This window comes from Flavobacterium paronense, from assembly GCF_030409795.1.
Lineage (GTDB): Bacteria > Bacteroidota > Bacteroidia > Flavobacteriales > Flavobacteriaceae > Flavobacterium > Flavobacterium paronense.
Genome location: NZ_JAUFQN010000019.1, coordinates 1956349 through 1977458, shown reverse-complemented (window position 1 = coordinate 1977458; position 21110 = coordinate 1956349). Strand labels below are relative to the sequence as shown.

At 32.3% G+C, this 21110-nt stretch carries 24 protein-coding genes and 1 pseudogene; 19 read left to right on the top strand and 6 right to left on the bottom strand.

Translation table 11 applies throughout. The features are described from left to right. The first annotated feature begins 8 nt into the window (after nucleotides 1–8). From QWY90_RS09975 to QWY90_RS09900, 16 genes are all read left to right on the top strand, one after another. Entirely contained in the window at nucleotides 9–326 is a 318-nt protein-coding gene (locus tag QWY90_RS09975) for a hypothetical protein (protein WP_290285767.1), read from the top strand. A gap of 11 nt (nucleotides 327–337) precedes the next feature. After that, nucleotides 338–523, top strand: a complete 186-nt coding sequence (locus tag QWY90_RS09970) for a YgaP family membrane protein (protein ID WP_290285766.1) — start codon at nucleotides 338–340, stop codon at nucleotides 521–523. Between the two features lie 3 nt (nucleotides 524–526). Beyond that, a complete protein-coding gene (locus tag QWY90_RS09965; protein ID WP_290285765.1) occupies nucleotides 527–1255 on the top strand; it encodes a DUF2490 domain-containing protein in 729 nt (242 codons plus the stop codon). A 371-nt stretch (nucleotides 1256–1626) separates the two neighbouring features. Next, nucleotides 1627–1968: a cupin domain-containing protein gene (locus QWY90_RS09960; protein WP_290285764.1), complete on the top strand. Its 342-nt coding sequence runs from the start codon at nucleotides 1627–1629 to the stop codon at nucleotides 1966–1968. A gap of 41 nt (nucleotides 1969–2009) precedes the next feature. Beyond that, the gene (locus QWY90_RS09955) at nucleotides 2010–2570 is read left to right on the top strand and encodes a helix-turn-helix domain-containing protein (RefSeq protein WP_290285763.1); all 561 of its coding nucleotides are present in this window, start codon (nucleotides 2010–2012) and stop codon (nucleotides 2568–2570) included. A 105-nt stretch (nucleotides 2571–2675) separates the two neighbouring features. Next, complete coding sequence (locus tag QWY90_RS09950) at nucleotides 2676–3215, top strand: helix-turn-helix domain-containing protein (protein ID WP_290286962.1); 540 nt, start codon at nucleotides 2676–2678, stop codon at nucleotides 3213–3215. 18 nt (nucleotides 3216–3233) lie between these two features. After that, a complete protein-coding gene (locus tag QWY90_RS09945) occupies nucleotides 3234–3428 on the top strand; it encodes a hypothetical protein (RefSeq protein WP_290285762.1) in 195 nt (64 codons plus the stop codon). A 16-nt stretch (nucleotides 3429–3444) separates the two neighbouring features. Next, nucleotides 3445–6921 (top strand): CHASE3 domain-containing protein, encoded by a 3477-nt coding sequence (locus QWY90_RS09940; RefSeq protein ID WP_290285761.1) that lies wholly within the window; start codon nucleotides 3445–3447, stop codon nucleotides 6919–6921. Between the two features lie 4 nt (nucleotides 6922–6925). Next, entirely contained in the window at nucleotides 6926–7360 is a 435-nt protein-coding gene (locus QWY90_RS09935) for a response regulator (RefSeq protein WP_290285760.1), read from the top strand. A gap of 113 nt (nucleotides 7361–7473) precedes the next feature. Continuing rightward, nucleotides 7474–9975 carry a cation-translocating P-type ATPase gene (locus QWY90_RS09930; protein WP_290285759.1) on the top strand — a complete coding sequence of 834 codons (2502 nt, stop codon included), beginning with the start codon at nucleotides 7474–7476 and terminating at the stop codon, nucleotides 9973–9975. 338 nt (nucleotides 9976–10313) lie between these two features. After that, nucleotides 10314–10628 carry a hypothetical protein gene (locus QWY90_RS09925; RefSeq protein WP_290285758.1) on the top strand — a complete coding sequence of 105 codons (315 nt, stop codon included), beginning with the start codon at nucleotides 10314–10316 and terminating at the stop codon, nucleotides 10626–10628. A 36-nt stretch (nucleotides 10629–10664) separates the two neighbouring features. After that, nucleotides 10665–11072 (top strand): hypothetical protein, encoded by a 408-nt coding sequence (locus QWY90_RS09920; protein WP_290285757.1) that lies wholly within the window; start codon nucleotides 10665–10667, stop codon nucleotides 11070–11072. 152 nt (nucleotides 11073–11224) lie between these two features. Further along, nucleotides 11225–11404 (top strand): hypothetical protein, encoded by a 180-nt coding sequence (locus QWY90_RS09915; RefSeq protein WP_290285756.1) that lies wholly within the window; start codon nucleotides 11225–11227, stop codon nucleotides 11402–11404. Nucleotides 11405–11447: 43 nt separating this feature from the next. Further along, complete coding sequence (locus tag QWY90_RS09910) at nucleotides 11448–11852, top strand: low affinity iron permease family protein (RefSeq protein WP_290285755.1); 405 nt, start codon at nucleotides 11448–11450, stop codon at nucleotides 11850–11852. A 54-nt stretch (nucleotides 11853–11906) separates the two neighbouring features. Beyond that, a complete protein-coding gene (locus QWY90_RS09905; protein WP_336622159.1) occupies nucleotides 11907–12155 on the top strand; it encodes a CsbD family protein in 249 nt (82 codons plus the stop codon). An 88-nt stretch (nucleotides 12156–12243) separates the two neighbouring features. Beyond that, nucleotides 12244–12396 (top strand): lmo0937 family membrane protein, encoded by a 153-nt coding sequence (locus QWY90_RS09900; protein ID WP_290285754.1) that lies wholly within the window; start codon nucleotides 12244–12246, stop codon nucleotides 12394–12396. Nucleotides 12397–12493: 97 nt separating this feature from the next. On the opposite strand, the gene ribB is transcribed toward QWY90_RS09900, so the two are convergent. The 6 genes and pseudogenes from ribB to tpx all read right to left on the bottom strand — a co-directional run bounded on the left by ribB (nucleotide 12494) and on the right by tpx (nucleotide 19450). Further along, nucleotides 12494–13627 (bottom strand): 3,4-dihydroxy-2-butanone-4-phosphate synthase, encoded by a 1134-nt coding sequence (gene ribB / locus QWY90_RS09895; protein WP_290285753.1) that lies wholly within the window; start codon nucleotides 13625–13627, stop codon nucleotides 12494–12496. A gap of 383 nt (nucleotides 13628–14010) precedes the next feature. Then, nucleotides 14011–15438, bottom strand: a pseudogene (locus tag QWY90_RS09890) (LptF/LptG family permease); the annotation flags it as partial. Between the two features lie 6 nt (nucleotides 15439–15444). Next, nucleotides 15445–16086, bottom strand: a complete 642-nt coding sequence (gene lolA1 / locus QWY90_RS09885; protein ID WP_290285751.1) for an outer membrane lipoprotein periplasmic chaperone LolA1 — start codon at nucleotides 16084–16086, stop codon at nucleotides 15445–15447. Nucleotide 16087: 1 nt separating this feature from the next. Next, nucleotides 16088–18523: a DNA translocase FtsK gene (locus tag QWY90_RS09880; protein WP_290285749.1), complete on the bottom strand. Its 2436-nt coding sequence runs from the start codon at nucleotides 18521–18523 to the stop codon at nucleotides 16088–16090. Between the two features lie 44 nt (nucleotides 18524–18567). Then, the gene (locus tag QWY90_RS09875) at nucleotides 18568–18942 is read right to left on the bottom strand and encodes a diacylglycerol kinase family protein (protein ID WP_290285748.1); all 375 of its coding nucleotides are present in this window, start codon (nucleotides 18940–18942) and stop codon (nucleotides 18568–18570) included. Between the two features lie 10 nt (nucleotides 18943–18952). After that, a complete protein-coding gene (gene tpx, locus QWY90_RS09870) occupies nucleotides 18953–19450 on the bottom strand; it encodes a thiol peroxidase (protein ID WP_290285747.1) in 498 nt (165 codons plus the stop codon). A gap of 161 nt (nucleotides 19451–19611) precedes the next feature. Between tpx and QWY90_RS09865 the strand changes: the two genes are divergently transcribed. The 3 genes from QWY90_RS09865 to QWY90_RS09855 all read left to right on the top strand — a co-directional run bounded on the left by QWY90_RS09865 (nucleotide 19612) and on the right by QWY90_RS09855 (nucleotide 21110). Beyond that, a complete protein-coding gene (locus tag QWY90_RS09865) occupies nucleotides 19612–19935 on the top strand; it encodes an ArsR/SmtB family transcription factor (protein ID WP_290285746.1) in 324 nt (107 codons plus the stop codon). An 82-nt stretch (nucleotides 19936–20017) separates the two neighbouring features. Then, entirely contained in the window at nucleotides 20018–20491 is a 474-nt protein-coding gene (locus tag QWY90_RS09860; protein ID WP_290285745.1) for a DUF6428 family protein, read from the top strand. 1 nt (nucleotide 20492) lies between these two features. Then, nucleotides 20493–21110, top strand: coding sequence for a class I SAM-dependent methyltransferase (locus tag QWY90_RS09855; protein WP_290285744.1), 618 nt, complete (start codon nucleotides 20493–20495; stop codon nucleotides 21108–21110).

Here is a 21110-nt window from a genome sequence, read left to right as displayed (position 1 = left end):
TAAAAAAAATGAAATTAGTAATTATCACTTCAAGCATAGCCTTTCAAAAGGATATCAAAACCATTTTAAAAAAAGCGGATGTCAAAACCTATTCATTCAGGGAAGTAACCGGGTATATGGATTTTTCAGATACAGCAACCCCTGAAAATTGGTTTGCTTCAGAAGTAAACGAAACGGAATCCATTCTCTTTTATGCTTTCGTTAAAAAAGAAAACGTAAACCACCTTTTTAATTTAATAACTGAATTCAATACTGCTCAAGTGTCGTTATCACACATTCACATTGCAGTACTCAACATCGAAAAATCTAGTAATTCAACAACCTAAAAATCTAAAATATGATCAACAGACTAATAAGAGCTATAGCTGGAATTTTTATCATAATCAGTCTTCTATTGGCTGTATATGTAAATCAGAATTGGTTATGGTTTACCGCTTTTGTAGGTGTCAATCTTTTACAATCATCTTTTACCAAATGGTGTTTGATGGAAGATATTTTAAAGAAACTCGGCATTAAAGACTAAAAATTGAAAAGAGGCATTCTCTTACTAATACTGGTTGTTTTAGCTGGTAGTAAGGTAAAAGCGCAAGAGCATACTAATAGTTGGTTTAGAGCAACTTTGAGTATACCCATTGGAACTAAATTTAAGACTGATTTCGAAGGGCAACTCCGTCGTCAAAATGGTTTTGATAACGAAAACCCTTTGGATAAAAAACTATTATATTCATTCAGAACTTGGTGCTATTTCAAACAAAGTGAAAAGGTCACATTTGCAATATCTCCTTTTGCCTATTTTTCAAACTACAAAATTATCCAAAAGCAATCGGATGAATCAGCTAGCCCTACCAGTGAATATAGATTCTCGGCAGCTATCGAAGTGCAGCACAAAATGACCTCAAATTTATTTCTTCTCAATAGAACGGCTTTCGAATACCGAGTATTTGAAGGAGCAACAGAGAATGTTATTCGAGTAAGGCAACGCCTAGGGTTGCGATATGATTTAAATCCAAAATACAATCTGGATATTGGCGATGAAATATTCATAAATGCCTATGGAACGGATTCCCAACATCTATTTGATCAAAACAGAACAGTAGCTAACATAACATTTAAGCCTAATGATGCTATAAAATTCGATTTAGGCTATAACCATATCTCAAGACTACCAAAAAGTACTAGTGATTTAATAAGGGAAAACAATTTGTACTTGAATTTCACTTACACCTTAATTAAAAAACAAATCATTCCATTTTAGAACAGATTTTGAAATTAGCATGTCCGATAATGTCCGGTTTTGTCCTTTACTGTCCCTTTGCTCTATAATTATTCGTGTTTTGTTCGATACATGTTCGATATTCGTTCGGTAGCGCTTTGGCAAAATGGAGCTTTTACCGAACAAGTACCGAACCAATATAGAACAGGATACTAAGAAGGCCTAAAAATGTTGAATTTTTTTAAAGCCATTCTTATCCATATAAATAACAAGACCTAAGAATTATATAACTTATTTTAAGAAATGTTTACTTATTTAACCAATTATAAACATCACATTTGTAATAGAAAGTTATTTTTCAATACAATCGCTTAGTGCGAATTTTGAATTAATCGGTAAGTTTCTCAACAAAAATGGAAGCCCTAGAAATTGAAAAAGGAAAATCACATATCATTGTCGAAATCATTCAGTACATACCTAATGCTGTATTAAGTAAAACAATAATTAAAAAAACTACAGGTAACATTACGGCTTCCTCTTTTGATGCTGGAGAAGAATTAGCCGAAAAAACTTCTCCATTTGACAATTATATACAAATAATTGATGGAACTGCTGAAATTATTTTCAACAAGATAAAACACAAACTAACTCTAGGACAAGGAATTATTATTCCTGCACATGCCAGACATCGCTTTAATGCCAATGTGCAATTCAAAATGATTTCTACCATAATTAAAAGCGGTTACGAAGATTAAATTATAAATTCTTGATAACTTTATTTTGAAAACAAATTTATATGAAGCTCTACATAAAATACATGGTAAGTATCCGCTGTAAAATGGTGGTCAAAGAAGAGTTAGACAAACTGGATCTTCGCTATGTTATTTTAGATTTAGGGACTGTTGAATTAATAGATGATTTAACACCTGGTCAACGAAGTATTTTAAAAATAGGACTTTTGAAATCCGGATTGGAATTGATGGATGACAAAAAAGCAGTTTTAATAGAAAAAATCAAAAACATTATTATCGAAATGGTTCATTATACTGATGAACTTCCTAAAGTAAATTATTCCGATTACATCAGTGAAAAATTAGGGCTTGATTACACCCATATTTCTAAATTGTTTTCTGAAATAAAAGGAATAACTATAGAACAATTCATTATCGCTCATAAAATAGAACGTGTAAAAGAATTGCTTTTATACGGCGAATTAAATCTCTCCCAAATATCTTATATGCTCAATTATAGTAGCGTATCCCATTTATCCCATCAGTTCAAAAAAGTAACCGGACTGACGCCAAGTTTCTTCAAACAACTCAAAGGCAAAAAAAGAATTACGCTCGAAAACATCTGAATTGTACAACTTATTTTGTTTATAGTGTAACATATTTCGAATAGAAAGCATCAAATTTGAGTAAATTAATAAAACTATCTATTCTTGAAATTATTTATCAAATACATGGTCAGCAATCGCTGCAAATTAGCAGTTAGAGACGAATTGAAAAAATTGGGTCTGCATTTTATTGTCGTCGATTTAGGTGAAGTTGAAATCATGGAAAACATCACTTTCGAGAAACGTGAAATGTTAAAAAAAGGCCTGCTCGAGTCTGGTTTAGAACTTATGGATGATAAAAAAGCCATCCTCATTGAACGCATAAAAAATATTATTATTGAAATGATCCACCATACAGAACAAGAAATAAAAGTGAATTTCTCTGATTATTTAAGCGAAAAATTAAACCACAATTACACCTATCTCGCCAATTTATTTTCGGAAGTCCAAGGAACAACAATAGAACAATTCATCATTTCTCATAAAATTGAGCGCATCAAAGAACTCATGATTTATGGAGAACTAAATATTACCGAAATCGCATGGAAAATGAATTATAGTAGTGTGGCGCATTTATCCACCCAATTCAAAAAAGTAACCGGACTTTCGCCATCGCATTTTAAACAACTAAAAGATAAAAGGAGAAATTCTATAGAGGATATTTAACTACTTAAAACAGCAATTATGAATATCAAAAGAATTTTTGGCGCCATATTAACAATACTTGGAATTGTTGGACTTATATATACTGCAAACCTATTTTTAAACACTTCTGGTGGCAATCGTGACATTAAAATGCTAATCATTTATGGTGTTTTGGGATTGTTGTTTTTTGGTACCGGTATAAGTTTAGTTCGTACCACAAAAGACGAATCATAATTGTAAAAAAGCCCAAATGACTTATACTTTAAATAAAAAATACACACTCTTTTATTACATTGCAATTGCTTTGATTGCCATACTATTGGCCATTTTTTATTACAATACTTTAGTAGTAAAGTCATCAGAAAAAATGGTAAATCACACCAATCTTGTTATCAATAAAACTAATGAAATTCTTTTAGATATCATCAATATAGAAACAGGTGTTAGAGGATTTGCCTTAACAAATAATAAAGCATTTTTAGCCCCTTATAACGAAAGTTTAAATCAAATTAATCAAGATATAAACGCTCTTTTACTACTAACAAAAGACAATCCCAATCAACAAATAAGGGTAAAAAAATTAAAAGAATCTATTGCTGAACGAATCGGTTTGTCAAAATTATTGATTGATAATAAAAAGAAAAACGGAGGCAACAAAGATATTGAATTAGCTGCCATTCTAAAAGGGAAGATAGCCATGGATGCCATCAGGCTAAACATCAAAACCATCAATTCTGAAGAATTAGCTTTATTAAAAGAACGAAAAGACGAAAATGTTTCTAGTGTAAAATTATCAAAAATTTCACTCTTCGGATTATTCTTGTTTTTAGTACTTTTAGTTATTTTTATTTATTATTTATCTAAAAATCATAACAAGCGAAATGCTGAATTAGAGCTGCATAATAAACATCAAAAAGACGTTTCTCAATATTCCTTAAGTTTAATTGAAGCCAGTTTAGACCCATTAGTAACGATCAATAATGAAGGTAAAATAACCGATTTAAATCAAGCCACAGTAAAGGTAACCGGAATAGAAAAAGAGCAATTAATTGGTTCCGATTTCATCAATTATTTCACCGATCATCAAAAAGCACTCGAAGTATATTTAGATGTGTTTGCCAATGGTTCTGTTGTAGATGCACCGCTAACCATTCGACACAAAAACGGAAAATTAACCGATGTACTTTTTAATGGTTCTGTTTATAAAGATGAATTAGGAGTAATTAAAGGTGTTGTAATTGTTGCTCGTGATATTGCCGAACAAAAATGGGCTTTAGACTTGCGTAGTGCTAATAATGAATTGGCGTACCAAAATGAAGAAAAAGAAAAACGCGCCGCCGAGTTGGTCATTGCCAACGAAGAATTGGCTTTTCAGAACGAAGAAAAAGAAAACCGTGCAAACGAACTAATTCTTGCTAATGAAGAATTAGCTTATCAAAATCAGGAAAAAGAAAACCGCGCCGAAGAATTAGTACTTGCCAACAAAGAATTAGAATACCAAAATAAAATTAAAGAAAAAAAAGCAGCCGAATTGGTTATTGCCAATAAAGAATTAGCTTTTCAAAAAGACGAAAAACAAAATCGTGCTGATGAGTTAGAAATTGCCAACAAAGAACTTTTATTTCAAATTGACGAAAAGCAAAATCGCGCCGATGAATTAGAAATTGCCGATAAGGAATTAAATTTCCAAAACGAAGAAAAAGAAAAACGAGTTCTAGAAAGTAAAGTCTTAGAGGCTTATACTGATTCCTTAGAATTAGCATCTCAATATTCCTTAAGCTTAATTGAAGCCAGTCGTGATCCTCTATTTACCATTAGTCCAGAAGGCAAAATTACCGATACCAATCAAGCGTCAGTTAGAGTTACACATGTATCCAAAGAAGATTTACTAGGTTCTGACTTTATTACTTATTTTACTGACCCACAAAAAGCTAAAGAAGGGTATGAAGAAGTTTTTGCTAAAGGTTTTGTGGTCGATTATCCGCTTACCATAAAAGACCACAAACTAACCGACGTACTTTTTAACGGGTCGGTTTATAAAAATGATAAAGGAAATGTTATTGGTGCCGTAGTGGTAGCAAGAGATATTACCGAACAAAAGAAAGCTGAAAAAGAATTAATCGAAGCCAAAATATATGCAGAACTGGCAACTTCTATTGCAGAAGATGCCAAAGTAATAGCCGAAACAGCGACAACAAAAGCCGAAGAAGCTGTGAAATCAAAACAGCAGTTCTTATCAAATATGAGTCACGAGATTCGAACGCCAATGAATGCCATTATAGGTTTTACCAAAGTAGTACTCAAAACCGAATTAACAGCCAAACAAAAAGAATACTTAACGGCAATAAAAATGAGCGGCGATGCCTTAATTGTATTGATTAATGACATTCTGGATTTAGCTAAAGTGGACGCCGGAAAAATGACTTTCGAAAAAACGCCTTTCAAACTTCATTTGTCAATAAAAGCCATGTTGCATCTTTTTGAAACCAAAATTCAGGAGAAAAATTTAAAGTTAATTACCCATTACGATAAGAACATTCCCGAAGTTTTATTAGGTGACTCCGTTAGATTACATCAAATTATTTTAAATTTAGTAAGTAATGCCGTGAAGTTTACCAATGAAGGTAAGATAACAGTAAGTGTGAACTTGCAATCAGAAACCGATGAAGAGGTTCTACTTAAATTTGCTATTGCTGATACTGGAATTGGAATAAAAGAAACGAAAACGGAGAAAATTTTTGAAAACTTTCAACAAGCCACCAGCGGCACTTCTAGAATATTTGGAGGAACAGGTTTGGGATTGGCTATTGTAAAACAATTAGTCGAAGCTCAGAAAGGAACCATTACTGTTGACAGTACCTTTGGAAAAGGTTCTACTTTTAGTTTCATTTTAAAATTTATGAAAACAAATGCCGATGCCGTACTGGAACCGGAAATACTCGAATTAAATACCGATATCAAAGACACCAAAATATTAGTGGTGGAAGACATGGAGCTCAATCAATTACTGATGAAAACCTTGTTAGACGATTTCGGATTTGAATGTGAAATTGCGGCTAATGGTAAAATTGCGGTTGAAAAACTCAAAAAGAACAACTATGATATTGTATTAATGGATTTGCAAATGCCCGAAATGAACGGCTTTGAAGCAACAGAATACATTAGAAAGACCATGAAGTTAACCCTTCCAATTATTGCGCTTACGGCAGATGTAACTACTGTAGATGTTGCCAAATGCAAAGAAGTAGGCATGAACGATTATATTTCAAAACCAGTGGACGAACGTTTGTTATACAGCAAATTAATTGGATTGATTAAGAAACCAGTAGTCATCATCGAACATGTAATTGATGGTGAAAATGAAACCGATATGATAAAATACGTGGATTTAAGTTATTTAACAAAATTGACCAAATCCAATCCAAAATTAATGACCGAAATGATACAAGCGTATTTAAAACAAACGCCACCATTAATTTCTTCAATGAAAGAAAGTCATAAAAATAAAGATTGGTTGTTATTAAAAGCAACAGTGCATAAAATGATTCCTTCATTTGCTATTATGGGAATCAATCCACAATTTACTGAATTGGCAAAGAAAATTCAGGAATATGCAGAGCGATTAGAAGCATCAGTCGAGTTAAATGAATTGGTTGTAAAACTCGAAAAAGTGTGTGTGCAATCGTGTTCAGAATTGGAAAATGAATTAAATAATTTAAATAAATAATATCGTGAAAAACGAAAATAAAATCAAATTGTTCTTAGTAGATGATGATGCGGTATTTTTAAAAGCATTAGAAATTGAGTTTCTTCATCATGGCGATTTTGAAATAGAAACCTTTGCCACTGGTGAACTTTGCGTTGCTGCTTTATCCAAAACCCCCGATATTATCATACTCGATTTTCATCTTGACGGCATTGTTAAAAATGCGATGAACGGAATTCAAACCTTAGATAAAATCAAAGAATTTGACACTGAAATACCGGTTATTATGTTATCCTCACAAGATAAAATTGACGTTGCTGTAAGTTGCATGCATCACAAAGCGTTTGATTATGTGGTGAAAAGTGAAACCGCTTTTGTCCGATTACAAAAAGCAATCAATACGGTTTTTAAATACCAAAAAATAGAAAAAGAACTCAAATGGTATATGGATAGAATGTAACTTTCATTCAGATTTTTACAATCTTTTTACATAGAATCATTAAAATTGAGTAAACTATTTTGTACCTTGTTATTTGAAATTTGTTCGTTAAGTAAGACTGAAAAACTACAATTATGTCTGTAAAAAATTTCAATATCAAAGGGTTGTCAAACGAAGAAGTGATTCTCTCAAGAAGAACTCATGGCGAAAATTCCATACATCTAAAAGAAGAAAACCACTTTTTAAAAGCCATTTTAAAATTTGTAAAAGATCCAATGGTATTGCTGTTATTGTTTGCTTCAACTATTTATTTTATTAGTGGAGAACTAGTTAATGGTTTTTTTTTGGCATCATCAATTGTACTAATTTCACTTATTTCTTCTTATCAAAATGCCCGTAGCCGAAATGCATTAGCTAAATTAAAAGAGTTTACAAAACCAAATTGTAAAGTCATCAGAAATGGAAAAACCATTGAAATAAAAACGGAAGAATTAGTCATTGGCGATAGTTTACTAATAGAAGAAGGAACGTCCATTTCGGCAGATGGCACTATTATACATTCTAATGACTTTTCGGTAAATGAAGCCATCTTAACCGGTGAATCTATGTCGGTTACCAAAGATAAGTCGGGTACAGACAACTTAGTTTTTCAAGGAACAACCGTAGCTAGCGGATTAGCCATTGCAACAATTACAGCCATTGGTAATGAAACCAAACTAGGTAAAATTGGCAAAAGTCTCGAAGCTATTACAGAAGAAAAAACACCTTTAGAACTACAAATAGGGAATTTCGTGAAGAAAATGGCAATCATTGGAGCCCTAGTTTTTGGAATTGTTTGGGTATTAAATTATTTTCATTCCTATAATATACTCGATAGTTTACTCAAAGCATTAACCTTAGCGATGAGTATTTTACCTGAAGAGATTCCTATTGCTTTTACCACATTTATGGCACTTGGCGCTTGGCGTATGATGAAAGAAGGCATTATAGTAAAGCAAATGAAAACCGTTGAAACACTCGGAAGTGCTACAGTAATTTGTATTGATAAAACAGGTACAATTACAGAAAATACCATGAGTTTAGCGAAAGTATTTGCATTAAAATCTGAAAAAATTACGGATTTAGAAACCGAATTGAACGATGACGAAAAAGAGTTAATTTCATTATCAATGTGGGCAAGTGAACCTATGCCTTTTGATCCAATGGAAGTGGCAGTTCACGAAGCCTATTCAAAATTCATCAAAAAAGACGAACGTTCTCATTTTAAAATGGTGCACGAATATCCTTTATCGGGCAAACCGCCAATGATGACCCATATTTTTGGAGGTAAATCAGGAAATCGAATTATCGCTGCAAAAGGCGGAGCTGAAGCAATCATGTCAATGGCTAAATTATCGGCAAAAGAAAAAGAGCAAATTTTAGCCACGATATCAAGTCTTTCTATAGAAGGATATCGTGTATTAGCAGTTGGTGAAGCTATTTTTGAAGGCAAAAATTATCCAAAAACGCAACAAGAATTTCAATTGGATTTCAAAGGACTATTAGCATTTTATGACCCACCCAAAAAGGACATTCATTTAGTATTGCAACATTTTTACAAAGCCGGAATTTCCGTAAAAATAATCACTGGCGACAATGCTGAAACCACTTCTTCTGTTGCCAAACAAATTGGATTTATAGGTTATGAAAATAGCATTTCGGGAGATGATTTGATGAAATTATCAGACGCGGAATTTAAAATGAAAGTTGCAGAAATTAATTTGTTTACTCGAATGTTTCCCGAAGCCAAACTTCTTATCATTAACGCCTTAAAAGCTACTGGAGAAATAGTTGCAATGACGGGCGATGGTGTAAATGACGGTCCAGCATTAAAAGCCGCTCACATTGGAATTGCGATGGGCAAAAAAGGAACGGAAATAGCAAAACAAGCGGCATCTTTAATCCTAATAAATGACGATTTAGACAAAATGGTTAATGCCATTTCTATGGGAAGAAAAATATATGCCAATCTAAAAAAAGCCATTCAGTTTATTATTTCTATCCATATTCCAATTATCCTGACAGTATTTATTCCGTTGGCTTTGGGATGGGTATATCCTAACATTTTTTCACCCATTCACATCATATTTTTAGAATTGATAATGGGACCAACCTGTTCTATAGTGTATGAAAATGAACCTATCGAAAAAAATACCATGTTGCAAAAACCGCGTCTGTTTACAAGCACTTTTTTTAATTGGAAAGAACTTTCTACAAGTATCATTCAAGGTTTGATGATAACAGTTGGGACATTATTTTTGTATCAATATGCCATTTATCTTGGGCTTACCGAAGCAACTATTAGAACAATGGTTTTTGTAGTTTTAGTTACAGCCAATATATTTCTAACCTTGGTCAATCGCTCTTTTTACTATTCTATTTTTACAACATTAGCCTATAAAAACAATTTAGTTTCAGTAATTATCGGAATTACAATTGCCATTACCGGATTGTTACTTTATGTAGAACCTTTGACCAATTTCTTTGGCTTTGAACATTTAAGTATTTCGCAGTTATCTATGAGTATTGGCATTGGTTTTTTAGCTGTTATTTGGTATGAATTAGTTAAGTTGTATAAGCGAGTATCTACTTCATAATATAGGAATTCTGCAACTCTTTTAAAATAGTATATAACTTCTTTCAAGTTTAAACACCAACTTTGCTTAACCTTATATAGCTATATTACAACTAGTTTGCCGTTTTCATTGTCAATTTTGTGTTTTACATTATTATCGAAATCATATAAATAACTTTTTGTTGAAAGGTTATTTTAATAAAAAGAAAAAAGCCGAAGCAAAAAAGAAAAAAGAATTGAAGGAGAGTTCTAAAAAATAAAAATGAAAACTATGAATTTTGAAACATTAAGCAAAATTTGTGTAACACTACAAATGCTAATTATCATCAATTTTACAGGATAACATAAACAAATAAAAAGATGAAAAAATTAAACTATTATTTATTGGTATTCCTTCTATCAATAGGTGCTTTTGCAAATACACCAAATACGGTGGAAAAAAATCCAAGTACTATAAGCAATAAAACAGAAATGCCTGTTGAAGTTAAAAATATGCTCGATCGTTTAGATGAAATTAAAGCCATGGATAAATCCGAAATGAAATCTTCTGAGAAAAAAGAATTGAGAAAAGAAGTTCGTGCCATCAAAAAAAGTTTAAAAGCTAGAGGAAATGGGGTTTATTTATCTATTGGCGCCATCATTATAATCATTCTATTATTAATTATTTTATTATAATTTTCTGATAGCGTACACTAACTTATTATTAAAAAAATGAAAACACTAAAAGTAATTGCGATTGTATTGATGTTAATCGTAACAAGTTCAATAACCGCACAAGTCACAGTAAATATTGGTGCTCGTCCGGTTTGGGGACCAGCATATACAACCGAAGAATATTATTATTTATCCGACATAGATTCGTATTACGATATCCGTCAATCACAGTTTATATACCTTAATAACGGAACATGGGTTCGATCAAGAGCCTTACCAAGACGTTACAGGAATTACAATTTAAATACGGGTCACATAGTTGTTTTAAATAATTATCATGGTCGTAGTCCATACACTCATTTTAAAAAGCATAAAGTGAAATTTTATAATAATGGTACACACTGGAAAGGCAACGGTGATCGAAAAGAAAATCATGGCAACGGAAAAGGAAAACGGAATAAATAGTTGAGAGAATAGTGATTAAAGATTGCTTAAGTTTAGTTTATTGGTTAATTTTTAACTTTAGAAAGCACCAAAGTCAATTTTGGTGCTTTTTATTTAGCATATATAGGATGAAAACAGAAAAAGAGCTTAACGAGAATATTTCAAAGATAACAATGACCATTCGTAAGGAATTTCCGGAATTGATAAAATTCTTAAACGAAATGCCTGAGACAATTCCGGATGCTTTACACCCAGAAATAACCATTAAAATCTTGCAAGACTATTTCAACTCTTTAGAAAATTTACTATTGAAATATGCTCCAAATCATATCAGTATGGGTAGAACCCTTTAAAACATAACCTAATGAAAAATCATAAAAAAGATAGTGATAACGTATGAATATTATTTATTTAAAAGTGGAACTAGTTTTTGAAAAATTAACTTCAATTGCCACCCGAATTTTAGGGAACGCTATTACATTTATTTTGGCATTTATACTTGTAATATATTGGTGGGCAACAAATTTATTTACCTCAAATAATCAGCATCAAAACATTGGAGACATCATTTTTGGTATTACATTCTTGAGTTTGTTCGTCATTCAAAAATCATTCAACAGATATTCTGCTTTAATACATTTAAAAATTAATGAGCTTATTTCTTCCCATGAACCAGCAAATAATTCGGTAATGAATACGTCTCAAAAAACCGAACAAGAAATCAGAGAATTAGCCAGAGAGTATATCGATGAAGAAATTGAAAAAATTATAAAGGAAGATGCAGATGAAAGTCAAATATAAATTTACTAAAAACTGTGAATTTTAAAACTCTTTGAAACAACTATATAAAACATAATGGCAAAATTCACCGCAACTTTGTTGTGTTATGAAAAGCATTCTAATACTAAAAAAAAGACTATGAACACAGCTATCTTAAACGGAGATTGGGAAGAACAAAAAGGGAAACTCAAACAAAAATTTGCCAAGCTAACCGACAATGATTTATTATTTATGGGAGGTAAAAAAGAAGAAATGATGGGTAAACTTCAAATCAAATTAGGGAAGACTAAAGAAGAACTAATTAAGATTCTTGAAAATCTATAATTATGAAAAAACTATTTATTTTCTGAAGGAAAAATGCATTAATCATTTTTTTCTTTACTTATTCAATTTTATAAATTAAAAAAATATTATGAGCAATCTTCTTTACACAATCGCAGTTATTTTAATTATTTTTTGGGCTATAGGATTCTTTGCCTACAGTGCCGGAAGTATTATTCACATTTTATTAGTTATTGCCATTATTGCAATACTATTGAGGTTAATTCAAGGTAAAAAAATATAAAAATAAAGCAACTTACTCAAAATTCGTTACTACCTTTTTACTTATAATCAACCAAATGAATTTTCGGTTTTCTGTTTTCTGGATATGTCAAAGTTATTTAATAAACCACGTATTCAGTAATCTCTAATCCGTATCCAATCATTCCGACACGTTTGGCTTGTGTCGTATTTGAAATCAGACGTATTTTAGAGATATCTATATCATGAAGTATTTGTGCACCAATACCAAAATCTTTTACGTCCATTTTGATTTGTGGCACTTTAAAAATACCTTCCGCTTGTAAATTCTTCAACTCCGTCAACCTATTTAGCAAATCTGAAGAATCTACTTCTTGATTGATAAATAGGATTGCACCTTTTTCTTCTTGGATAATTCGGTTAAAAACATCGTCCAGTTTTTTATCAATAGTTGAGGCTAGCGTATTGAGGATATCATTATTGGCTTGTGTAGAATTAATTCTGGTAAGTATTGGGTCACCTAAATTCCAGCTTCCTTTGGTCAATGCCAAATGTACTTGCTTATTAGTTGTTTGTTGGTAAGCTCGCAAACGGAATTTACCGAAACGGGTTTCAATTTCAAAATCATCTTTCTTGACAATCAAGCTATCGTGTTGCATTCTATAGGCAACTAAATCTTCAATGGATACTAATTTCAGGTCAAATTTCTTAGCTACTTCAACTAGTTGAGGTAAGCGCGCCATTGTACCATCTTCATTCATGATTTCTACAATCACACCAGCAGCTTTAAAACCTGCTAATCTTGCAAAATCAATAGCAGCTTCAGTATGACCTGTTCTGCGCAATACGCCTCCTTGTTTAGCCGTTAAGGGAAAGATATGTCCTGGTCGAGCCAAATCATATGGTTTTGTATCTTCATTTACCAAAGCTAATATCGTTTTAGCTCTATCTGATGCTGATATTCCTGTGGTAACACCATGGCCTTTTAAATCTACTGAAACAGTGAAGGCGGTTTGCATGTGGTCGGTGTTGTTCTTCACCATTGAATGCAATTCTAACTCATCACAACGCTTTTCGGTCAATGGCGCACAGATTAATCCTTTTCCGTGAGTAGCCATGAAGTTTATCATTTCCGGAGTTACCTTTTCGGCTGCAGCCAAAAAATCTCCTTCGTTTTCACGGTCTTCATCATCAACTACAATAATAATTTTGCCTTGTCGAATGTCTTCTATAGCTTCTTCTATTGTGTTGAGTTTTATTTTACTTGAGCTCATTAATTAGTACTTTTAGTATATTCGGAAACGATTTCTTTTAGATAACTTCTATTGAAGAAATAAAACAAGATAAAGAATGGAAACCCTGCCAATATAATCTGATATATATTTAAATCTGCTTTTTTATGAGTAATTGTTCCTATTTTACCCAATAATAGTTGAGACTTTATCAATGCGGAATAGAAAATACCGGCAACTGTAAGCGTCAATATAATAGCAATAACCGTTTCAGGTTTTCCAAGGAAAGATATTCCTAAAAGCAGCAAATAGGCAACCAAAGATATTGTATTATAGATATTATATTGCTTGTTGAGTTTTTCCCAATCTGAATCTTTTTCAACCTTAACGGGTTTGATGTTTACAACAGGTTGTTCTGTTAGTTGTTCTTCACTTTTGGATGGTATAAATCGGTTATAAATATCTGTTATCCAATCAAAACTAATCGTAAATCCTTTATCATCAGTAGCTCTTTTGGTTAATATTATTGCTAAAGGAGTCAAAACAAAAGTAGACATCCAACAACCCAAGAAAGGTGTTAATTCATCTTGTTGTGCCACTTTTTTCCCAAAAGTATTAATGAAGTGGAAAATGATAAAAATAAGTATCGCAAAAACTATAGGCAATCCTAATCCGCCTTTTCTGATAATAGCACCCAAAGGTGCACCAATAAAGAACATTAGCAAACAAGCAAAAGCAATTACGAATTTGTCATAAAAAGCAATCCAATGTTGGTTGATATTCATTTTTTTGTCTTCCAATTCAAAGCGAGAACTTTCTAAAGAAAAGTTGGTAGCATCAACGTTACTGCTTGCTACTCGGAGCATTTGTGTTTTATCACTTTCAGAGAAATTAGCTAAGATATTGGCAGTGTTAAGTGATGGTAAATTGGTATTAGTAGTAAAACTTGAAGTAGTCATTGCTGAACGTAGGTTTATATTTTCAGCAATGGAAACTAGGTCTTTTTTATAATTTTTTTGTAAGGAATCAAGAGTGAATTTTAGTTCACTAATATTGAGCATCGTATTGGTATTGGTGATTTGTTCTTCGTCTAAATTCGCACTGTTCAACTTTGACAAGTCAATATTGAAAACATAGGTTTTGAATTCGCTTTTTGCGAAAGGGACTTTATTGCGATCTTCAAATTTTTTAGGAATAATGTCTTCATAATAATTCCCGTCTTTCAATACTAATTTCAGAATGTTTGAGTTTTCACTACTTATTAATTCTCCTTTTTTAGCTTTGATAACGGTGTTGCTTCCAGCACCAATAGTGGACAATTTATGAATGGTAACACCGCTAAGATATCTGCCATTATCGCCAGTTTTTTTTTCAACTTTAATGTTATAAGTTCCAACTTGGCTGAATTGTCCTTCGGCTATAGCCATTGCCGGTTTTACTTGGGCTATATTTCTACGGAAGTTGATGAATTTATATTCGGCATACGGAATTACATTATTAGCAAAGAAAAAGGCAACAATACTAAGTAATGTAATAAAGTAAATTAAGGTTCTCATGGAACGTTGCAATGATATTCCGGAAGATTTCATTGCGGCAAACTCATAATTTTCGGCTAAACTTCCAAAAGTCATAATGGAAGCTAATAAAACAGATAAGGGTAATACAAGTGGAATAATACTTGGCATTTTAAACAAAAGGAACTTCAAAATCATTATGAAATCTAAGTCCTTACCAGCCAATTCAGATATGAACAGCCAAACTACTTGCAAAACGAATATGAAAAATAGAATTACAAATACCGTAGCAAATGTAATGAGGAAGGATTTTAATAAGTACTTGTCAAGTATTTTCACCCGAAATTAATCTAGTTTATTGATGTAGTAATTTGGATATTTACTGGCGGCAAAGGTAAACTGATTTTTTGATAATGGCTGATTGGTTTTAAAAGAATTAACAGTAAGTGTGGTTTTAGTTCCGTTTTTGCCCATTTCAATGACGTTGTAGATGTTCTTGGTTTGGGAATCAATGCCTAAAAGGATTTCTTTTCGTTGGTCTTTTGTATTGGTTGGCACTAATTTGATATACTGTATTTTTCGACCTTTTACATCTTGAAGAATATCCCAGCTAAATTTATAACCGCTGTTAAAAAAGGTAAGCATTTTTGATGGTGTAATTGAGTTATCGTCTTTTTCAGTTAAACTTGATATGGTAACTTCTTCGTCTTCTGGGACGATGGTGTAGTTTTTTTTACCGTCAAATATTTTGGTAACACCCATGAAATTCAACACATATTTGTTGTCTTGAATTATCACATTTCCCTTACTTTCTTTGTTAATGTTCTCTTTTAGATTGTTTAGAGTATACTTAAAATCGATAACGATATTATCGTAGGATTTAATCTTTGTTGTTACTTGGTCTAACAAATCTTTTGCTTTTTTATCTTGAGCATTAGTAGTAAAAGTTACTAAAAATAAAATAACAATTGATACTATTTTGTTCATCTTAATCATTGTTTTGTTCATTATTAAAGAATTGGTCTAATGAAGCTAAATCAGTAATATTAACACTTCTTGCTTTGCTTCCTTCAAACTGACCTACAATACCGGCGGCTTCTAACTGATCAATCAATCGTCCTGCGCGGTTGTAACCCAATTTCAGCTTCCTTTGCAATAATGATGCCGAACCTTGCTGCGCGGTTACAATTATTTCGGCAGCATCTCTAAACAAGCTATCTCTTTCGGATATGTCAAATTCTAAATTTATACTACTGCCTTCTTCACCAACATATTCAGGTAATAAATAAGCACTGGCATAGGCTTTTTGGGAACCAATATAATCTACAATTCTTTCGACTTCTGGTGTGTCTACAAAAGCACATTGAACACGCACTAAATCATTTCCGTTTGAATAAAGTAAATCGCCTCGCCCTATTAATTGGTCAGCTCCTTGTGTATCTAAAATCGTTCTTGAATCTATCTTAGAAGTAACTCTAAAAGCGATACGTGCCGGGAAATTCGCTTTGATAAGTCCTGTAATTACATTCACCGATGGACGTTGTGTGGCAATGATTAAATGAATTCCGATGGCACGAGCCAACTGGGCCAAACGAGCAATTGGCGTTTCCACTTCTTTACCGGCAGTCATAATTAAATCGGCAAACTCATCAACCACCAAAACAATATAAGGCAGAAAACGATGTCCGTTTTCAGGATTTAATTTACGGGCTTTGAACTTGTCGTTATATTCTTTAATGTTACGAACCATTGCGTCTTTCAAGAGCGAATAACGGTTGTCCATTTCAATACATAACGAATTTAAGGTATGAATTACTTTGGTGTTGTCAGTAATGATAGCATCACTATCATCAGGTAATTTTGCCAAATAATGACGTTCTATTTTATTGAAAAGCGTTAGTTCTACTTTCTTCGGGTCAACTAAAACAAACTTAACTTCGGCTGGATGCTTTTTGTATAATAATGAAGTCAATACCGCATTTAATCCAACAGACTTTCCTTGTCCTGTAGCTCCAGCCATCAAAAGGTGAGGCATTTTTGCCAAATCAACTACAAAAGTTTCGTTGGAAATAGTTTTTCCTAAAGCAATTGGTAATTCCATTTCAGCTTCCTGAAATTTAGCTGAAGAAATCACAGTTTTCATTGGAACCATCGTTGGATTCTTGTTTGGTACTTCAATACCAATTGTTCCTTTTCCCGGAATTGGAGCAATGATACGAATGCCTAATGCTGCCAGAGATAATGCAATATCGTCTTCTAAGCTTTTGATTTTGGAAATACGAATACCGGCTTCCGGTACAATTTCATATAATGTAACTGATGGTCCAACTGTAGCTTTGATTTGAGCAATATCTATTTTGTAGTTTTTTAAAGTTTCTACAATTCGGTTTTTGTTCTCTTCTAATTCTTCCTGATTGATGGTAATGCCAACAGAAGTGTATTCTTTTAGCAAATCAATTGTGGGAAATTTGTAGTTTGATAATTCTAATGTAGGATCAAATTCGCCAAAGTCAGCTACTAATTTGGCTGCCAAATTTTCTTCGATTACATCTTCATCTGTAGCTTTTTCAATTACAAAAGCTTCGTCTTTAGTTTCAATAATCTGAGGTTGTGGAGTAGGCGTTACAACCATTTTTATTGTTGGCTCTAAATTTATTTCTGAAGCATTTTCGATAGTTGGTTTTAAAGCTTCTTTGTTAATTTCAAATTGAGAAGTTTTTATGGTTGGTTCTGCTAGTTCTTCGGTTTCTTCATCAACAGCAAATTCCTCTAAGTTGTAATCTGTTCCACTATTTGAAGAAACTAATCCGTTTAAATCATCTTTGATGTCCTTATGTTTCCCTTCAAAGAAAGTTTTAATAGCATCTGGAGAGATTTTTATTTTGAAAATTAAATAGATAACAATCGCAAAGACAATTGCAAGTAATGTCCCGACTTTACCAATGTAATCTTGAATAAATTGATTGAGTTCATAGCCTATTGTACCTCCTAATTCGGGAATACTAGTCGCAAAAAAGCCAAATGCTATCGATAAAATTATAATCGCAAACAAATCCCAAAACCAAGTGTTTTTGAGTTTTCGGATGGGTAAGTCTAGTAGTAAAAAGGCACCGCTCAAAAAACACAACTTCACAAATAGGAAGGAAGCAACGCCAAAGCCACGATAGATGAATAAATCGGCTATATAAGCCCCAAATTTACCCAGCCAGTTTTCTACAAGAACAGTTCTATCGGTAATCGAATCAACAGCACTTTGATCGGCCTGTCCCGTAACAAAGAAGGAAATGAAGGAAACCAAAAAACCAATTGACAATAAAACCAAAAGAAACCCAAAAAGCATTCGATATTGCTTTTTAGTCTTTAAAATTTTAATATCCGATTGGGGATCTTTTTCCTTAGATTCTTTTTTTACTGTTTTTGCCATTGGTTAGTTATACATGCTATAAAAATAGAAATTTAATCGAAAGATTATAGAAATTTAGGAACATAAATTAATAATCCTACTGCAATGGCAGCAGTTGCTGCAAACATTACAGCTCCTGCCGCAATGTCTTTTATAAAACCAATTCTGTCATGAAATTCTGGATGAATAAAGTCGGCCATTTTTTCGACAGCTGTATTCAGACTTTCAATACCCAACACTAAACCAAAAGCTAAAGTTTGCAACATCCATTCTTCTCTTGAAATATGAAAAATAAATCCAGCAATAATTAGCATAATGGCTATTGAAAACTGAACCATAACGCTATGTTCAGTTGTGATGAGTTTATAAGCGCCTTTAATAGCATAACCAATACTTTTTAATCTACCTGTGAAAAAAGAGTTGTCTTTTTCGAATTCCATTTTAAAAATACTAAAGAGCAGCTAAAGCTGATTCATAATTTGGTTCGTTAGCTATTTCCGGAACTTGTTCAGTATATTTTACTACTCCGTTCTCGTCCAAAATAATAACTACTCTTGAGTGTAAACCTGACAATACGCTATCTACAATTTCTAATCCGTACTCTTTTCCAAAACTTCCTGTTTTAAAATCGGATAAATTAATAACGTTTTCTAGGCCTTCAGCACCACAAAAGCGATTTTGAGCAAACGGCAAATCTCTTGAAATACACAACACTTTAGTATTTTCTAATTTACTGGCATCGGCATTAAAAGTTCTTACAGAAGTAGCACAAGTTCCAGTATCAATACTCGGAAATATATTTAACACCAATTTGCTTCCGGCAAAATCCGCTAAAGTTGCAACTCCTAAATCTGTTTTTACTAATTGAAAATCAGGTGCTTTTGAACCTACTTTTGGTAATTCACCACTTGTGTTTATTGGATTTCCTCCTAATGTTATTGAAGCCATAATAATATTTTTTTTGAGTGTCAAAAGTAGTAAAAATATTTTAGGTAATTGTGATACTAATTTTTTTGATAAATTAATAACATTACTAATTTTAATAGAATTTATTTGATTTATATTATTTGTTTATTGTAATATTGCAATATATTAATTAAATTAATTTTATGGGAGCATCTAAATCAGAATCGTTTTCAGAAGAGTATAACGGAATGGCAACGTTATTTAAAGCTTTGTCGCATCCGGCCAGAATTGCAATTGTCGATTATTTATTGTCGGTTGATAGTTGTATTTGTGGCGATATTGTTAACGAATTACCGTTGGCACAACCCACAATTTCACAACATTTAAAAGAATTAAAAAATGCGAATATCATTAAAGGGACAATTGAAGGAACAGCTATTTGCTATTGCATAAATCCTGATACCATTGATAAAATTGAAAATCATTTTGGAATGATTCGCCATAAACTAAAGAATAAATGCTGTTAAATACTAGGGAAAAGGGAAGTGAAATAAGAATAAGATTTTCTTTCTAACAATCTAAGAAGTCTAACAATCTAAAAATCTAATCATGAAACTATCAGAAATTAAAAAAGAATTGAATGCTCTAACTACCATAGCTTTTCAATTGCCTAACGGTGAATTAGTACCCAATCATTTTCACGTAACCGAAGTGGGTAAAGTGACTAAAAATTTTATCGATTGTGGCGGAACTATTCGTAATGAAGAAGTCGCTAACTTTCAATTGTGGGAAGCTAATGACTTTGATCATCGTTTGCATCCGGAAAAATTGGTTCATATAATTGAACTTTCAGAAAAAGTTTTGAAAATACCCGATTTAGAAATTGAAGTCGAATATCAAATGAAAGATACTATTGGTAAATTCAGCCTTGGTTTTAATGGAACGACTTTCCTTTTAACTTCAAAACAAACCGACTGTTTAGCCAAAGACAATTGCGGAATTCCAGCTGAAAAAATCAAAGCTAGAATAGGAGAATGGAAAGAGAAAGCTGCATGTTGTAGTCCGGATTCAAGTTGTTGTTAATATGGAAAAAGGTAGAAAAGAACATTGGGAAAATGTATTTGCAACCAAGCATGAAAAAGAAGTAAGTTGGTACCAACAAATGCCGGAAACTTCAATAAATTTCTTTAGTAATAATCAAATTCCAAAAGACGCACGGATTATCGATATTGGTGGTGGTGATAGTTATTTGATTGATTCGCTTTTAAAGCTTGGGTATACCAATTTATATCTTTTGGATATTTCAGAAAATGCTATACAAAGAATCAAAACAAGACTTGGAAATAAAGCTTCCTCCGTAACGTTTATAGTTTCCGATGTTTTGGATTTTAAACCAAAAGTAAAATTCGATGTTTGGCACGATAGAGCCAGTTTTCATTTTTTAACTAATGAAGAAGAAATTGCTACATATCAAAAATTGGTAGCTAATTCCATAACTAAAAATGGGTATTTATTTATCGGTGCTTTTTCTGAAAACGGACCATTGAAATGTAGTGGATTAAATATCACACAATATTCTGAAGCCAAGTTTAATGATTTATTCAATACCGATTTTGAATTAAACACCTCTTTTACCCAAGACCATCAAACTCCTTTTAACACCGTTCAAAATTTTATTTTTTGTTCTTATAAAAAGAAATAG

Coding starts and splice junctions, on each gene's coding strand:
- tpx (WP_290285747.1), bottom strand. CDS start 19,450: ATGGCTTCAATAACATTAGGAGGAAATCCAATAAACACAAGTGGTGAA.
- QWY90_RS09880 (WP_290285749.1), bottom strand. CDS start 18,523: ATGGCAAAAACAGTAAAAAAAGAATCTAAGGAAAAAGATCCCCAATCG.
- lolA1 (WP_290285751.1), bottom strand. CDS start 16,086: ATGAACAAAATAGTATCAATTGTTATTTTATTTTTAGTAACTTTTACT.
- QWY90_RS09955 (WP_290285763.1), top strand. CDS start 2,010: ATGAAGCTCTACATAAAATACATGGTAAGTATCCGCTGTAAAATGGTG.
- QWY90_RS09855 (WP_290285744.1), top strand. CDS start 20,493: ATGGAAAAAGGTAGAAAAGAACATTGGGAAAATGTATTTGCAACCAAG.
- QWY90_RS09900 (WP_290285754.1), top strand. CDS start 12,244: ATGAGCAATCTTCTTTACACAATCGCAGTTATTTTAATTATTTTTTGG.
- QWY90_RS09915 (WP_290285756.1), top strand. CDS start 11,225: ATGACCATTCGTAAGGAATTTCCGGAATTGATAAAATTCTTAAACGAA.
- QWY90_RS09975 (WP_290285767.1), top strand. CDS start 9: ATGAAATTAGTAATTATCACTTCAAGCATAGCCTTTCAAAAGGATATC.
- QWY90_RS09910 (WP_290285755.1), top strand. CDS start 11,448: ATGAATATTATTTATTTAAAAGTGGAACTAGTTTTTGAAAAATTAACT.
- QWY90_RS09875 (WP_290285748.1), bottom strand. CDS start 18,942: ATGGAATTCGAAAAAGACAACTCTTTTTTCACAGGTAGATTAAAAAGT.
- ribB (WP_290285753.1), bottom strand. CDS start 13,627: ATGAGCTCAAGTAAAATAAAACTCAACACAATAGAAGAAGCTATAGAA.
- QWY90_RS09960 (WP_290285764.1), top strand. CDS start 1,627: ATGGAAGCCCTAGAAATTGAAAAAGGAAAATCACATATCATTGTCGAA.
- QWY90_RS09930 (WP_290285759.1), top strand. CDS start 7,474: ATGTCTGTAAAAAATTTCAATATCAAAGGGTTGTCAAACGAAGAAGTG.
- QWY90_RS09865 (WP_290285746.1), top strand. CDS start 19,612: ATGGGAGCATCTAAATCAGAATCGTTTTCAGAAGAGTATAACGGAATG.
- QWY90_RS09945 (WP_290285762.1), top strand. CDS start 3,234: ATGAATATCAAAAGAATTTTTGGCGCCATATTAACAATACTTGGAATT.
- QWY90_RS09970 (WP_290285766.1), top strand. CDS start 338: ATGATCAACAGACTAATAAGAGCTATAGCTGGAATTTTTATCATAATC.
- QWY90_RS09860 (WP_290285745.1), top strand. CDS start 20,018: ATGAAACTATCAGAAATTAAAAAAGAATTGAATGCTCTAACTACCATA.
- QWY90_RS09950 (WP_290286962.1), top strand. CDS start 2,676: ATGGTCAGCAATCGCTGCAAATTAGCAGTTAGAGACGAATTGAAAAAA.
- QWY90_RS09925 (WP_290285758.1), top strand. CDS start 10,314: ATGAAAAAATTAAACTATTATTTATTGGTATTCCTTCTATCAATAGGT.
- QWY90_RS09940 (WP_290285761.1), top strand. CDS start 3,445: ATGACTTATACTTTAAATAAAAAATACACACTCTTTTATTACATTGCA.
- QWY90_RS09920 (WP_290285757.1), top strand. CDS start 10,665: ATGAAAACACTAAAAGTAATTGCGATTGTATTGATGTTAATCGTAACA.
- QWY90_RS09905 (WP_336622159.1), top strand. CDS start 11,907: ATGGCAAAATTCACCGCAACTTTGTTGTGTTATGAAAAGCATTCTAAT.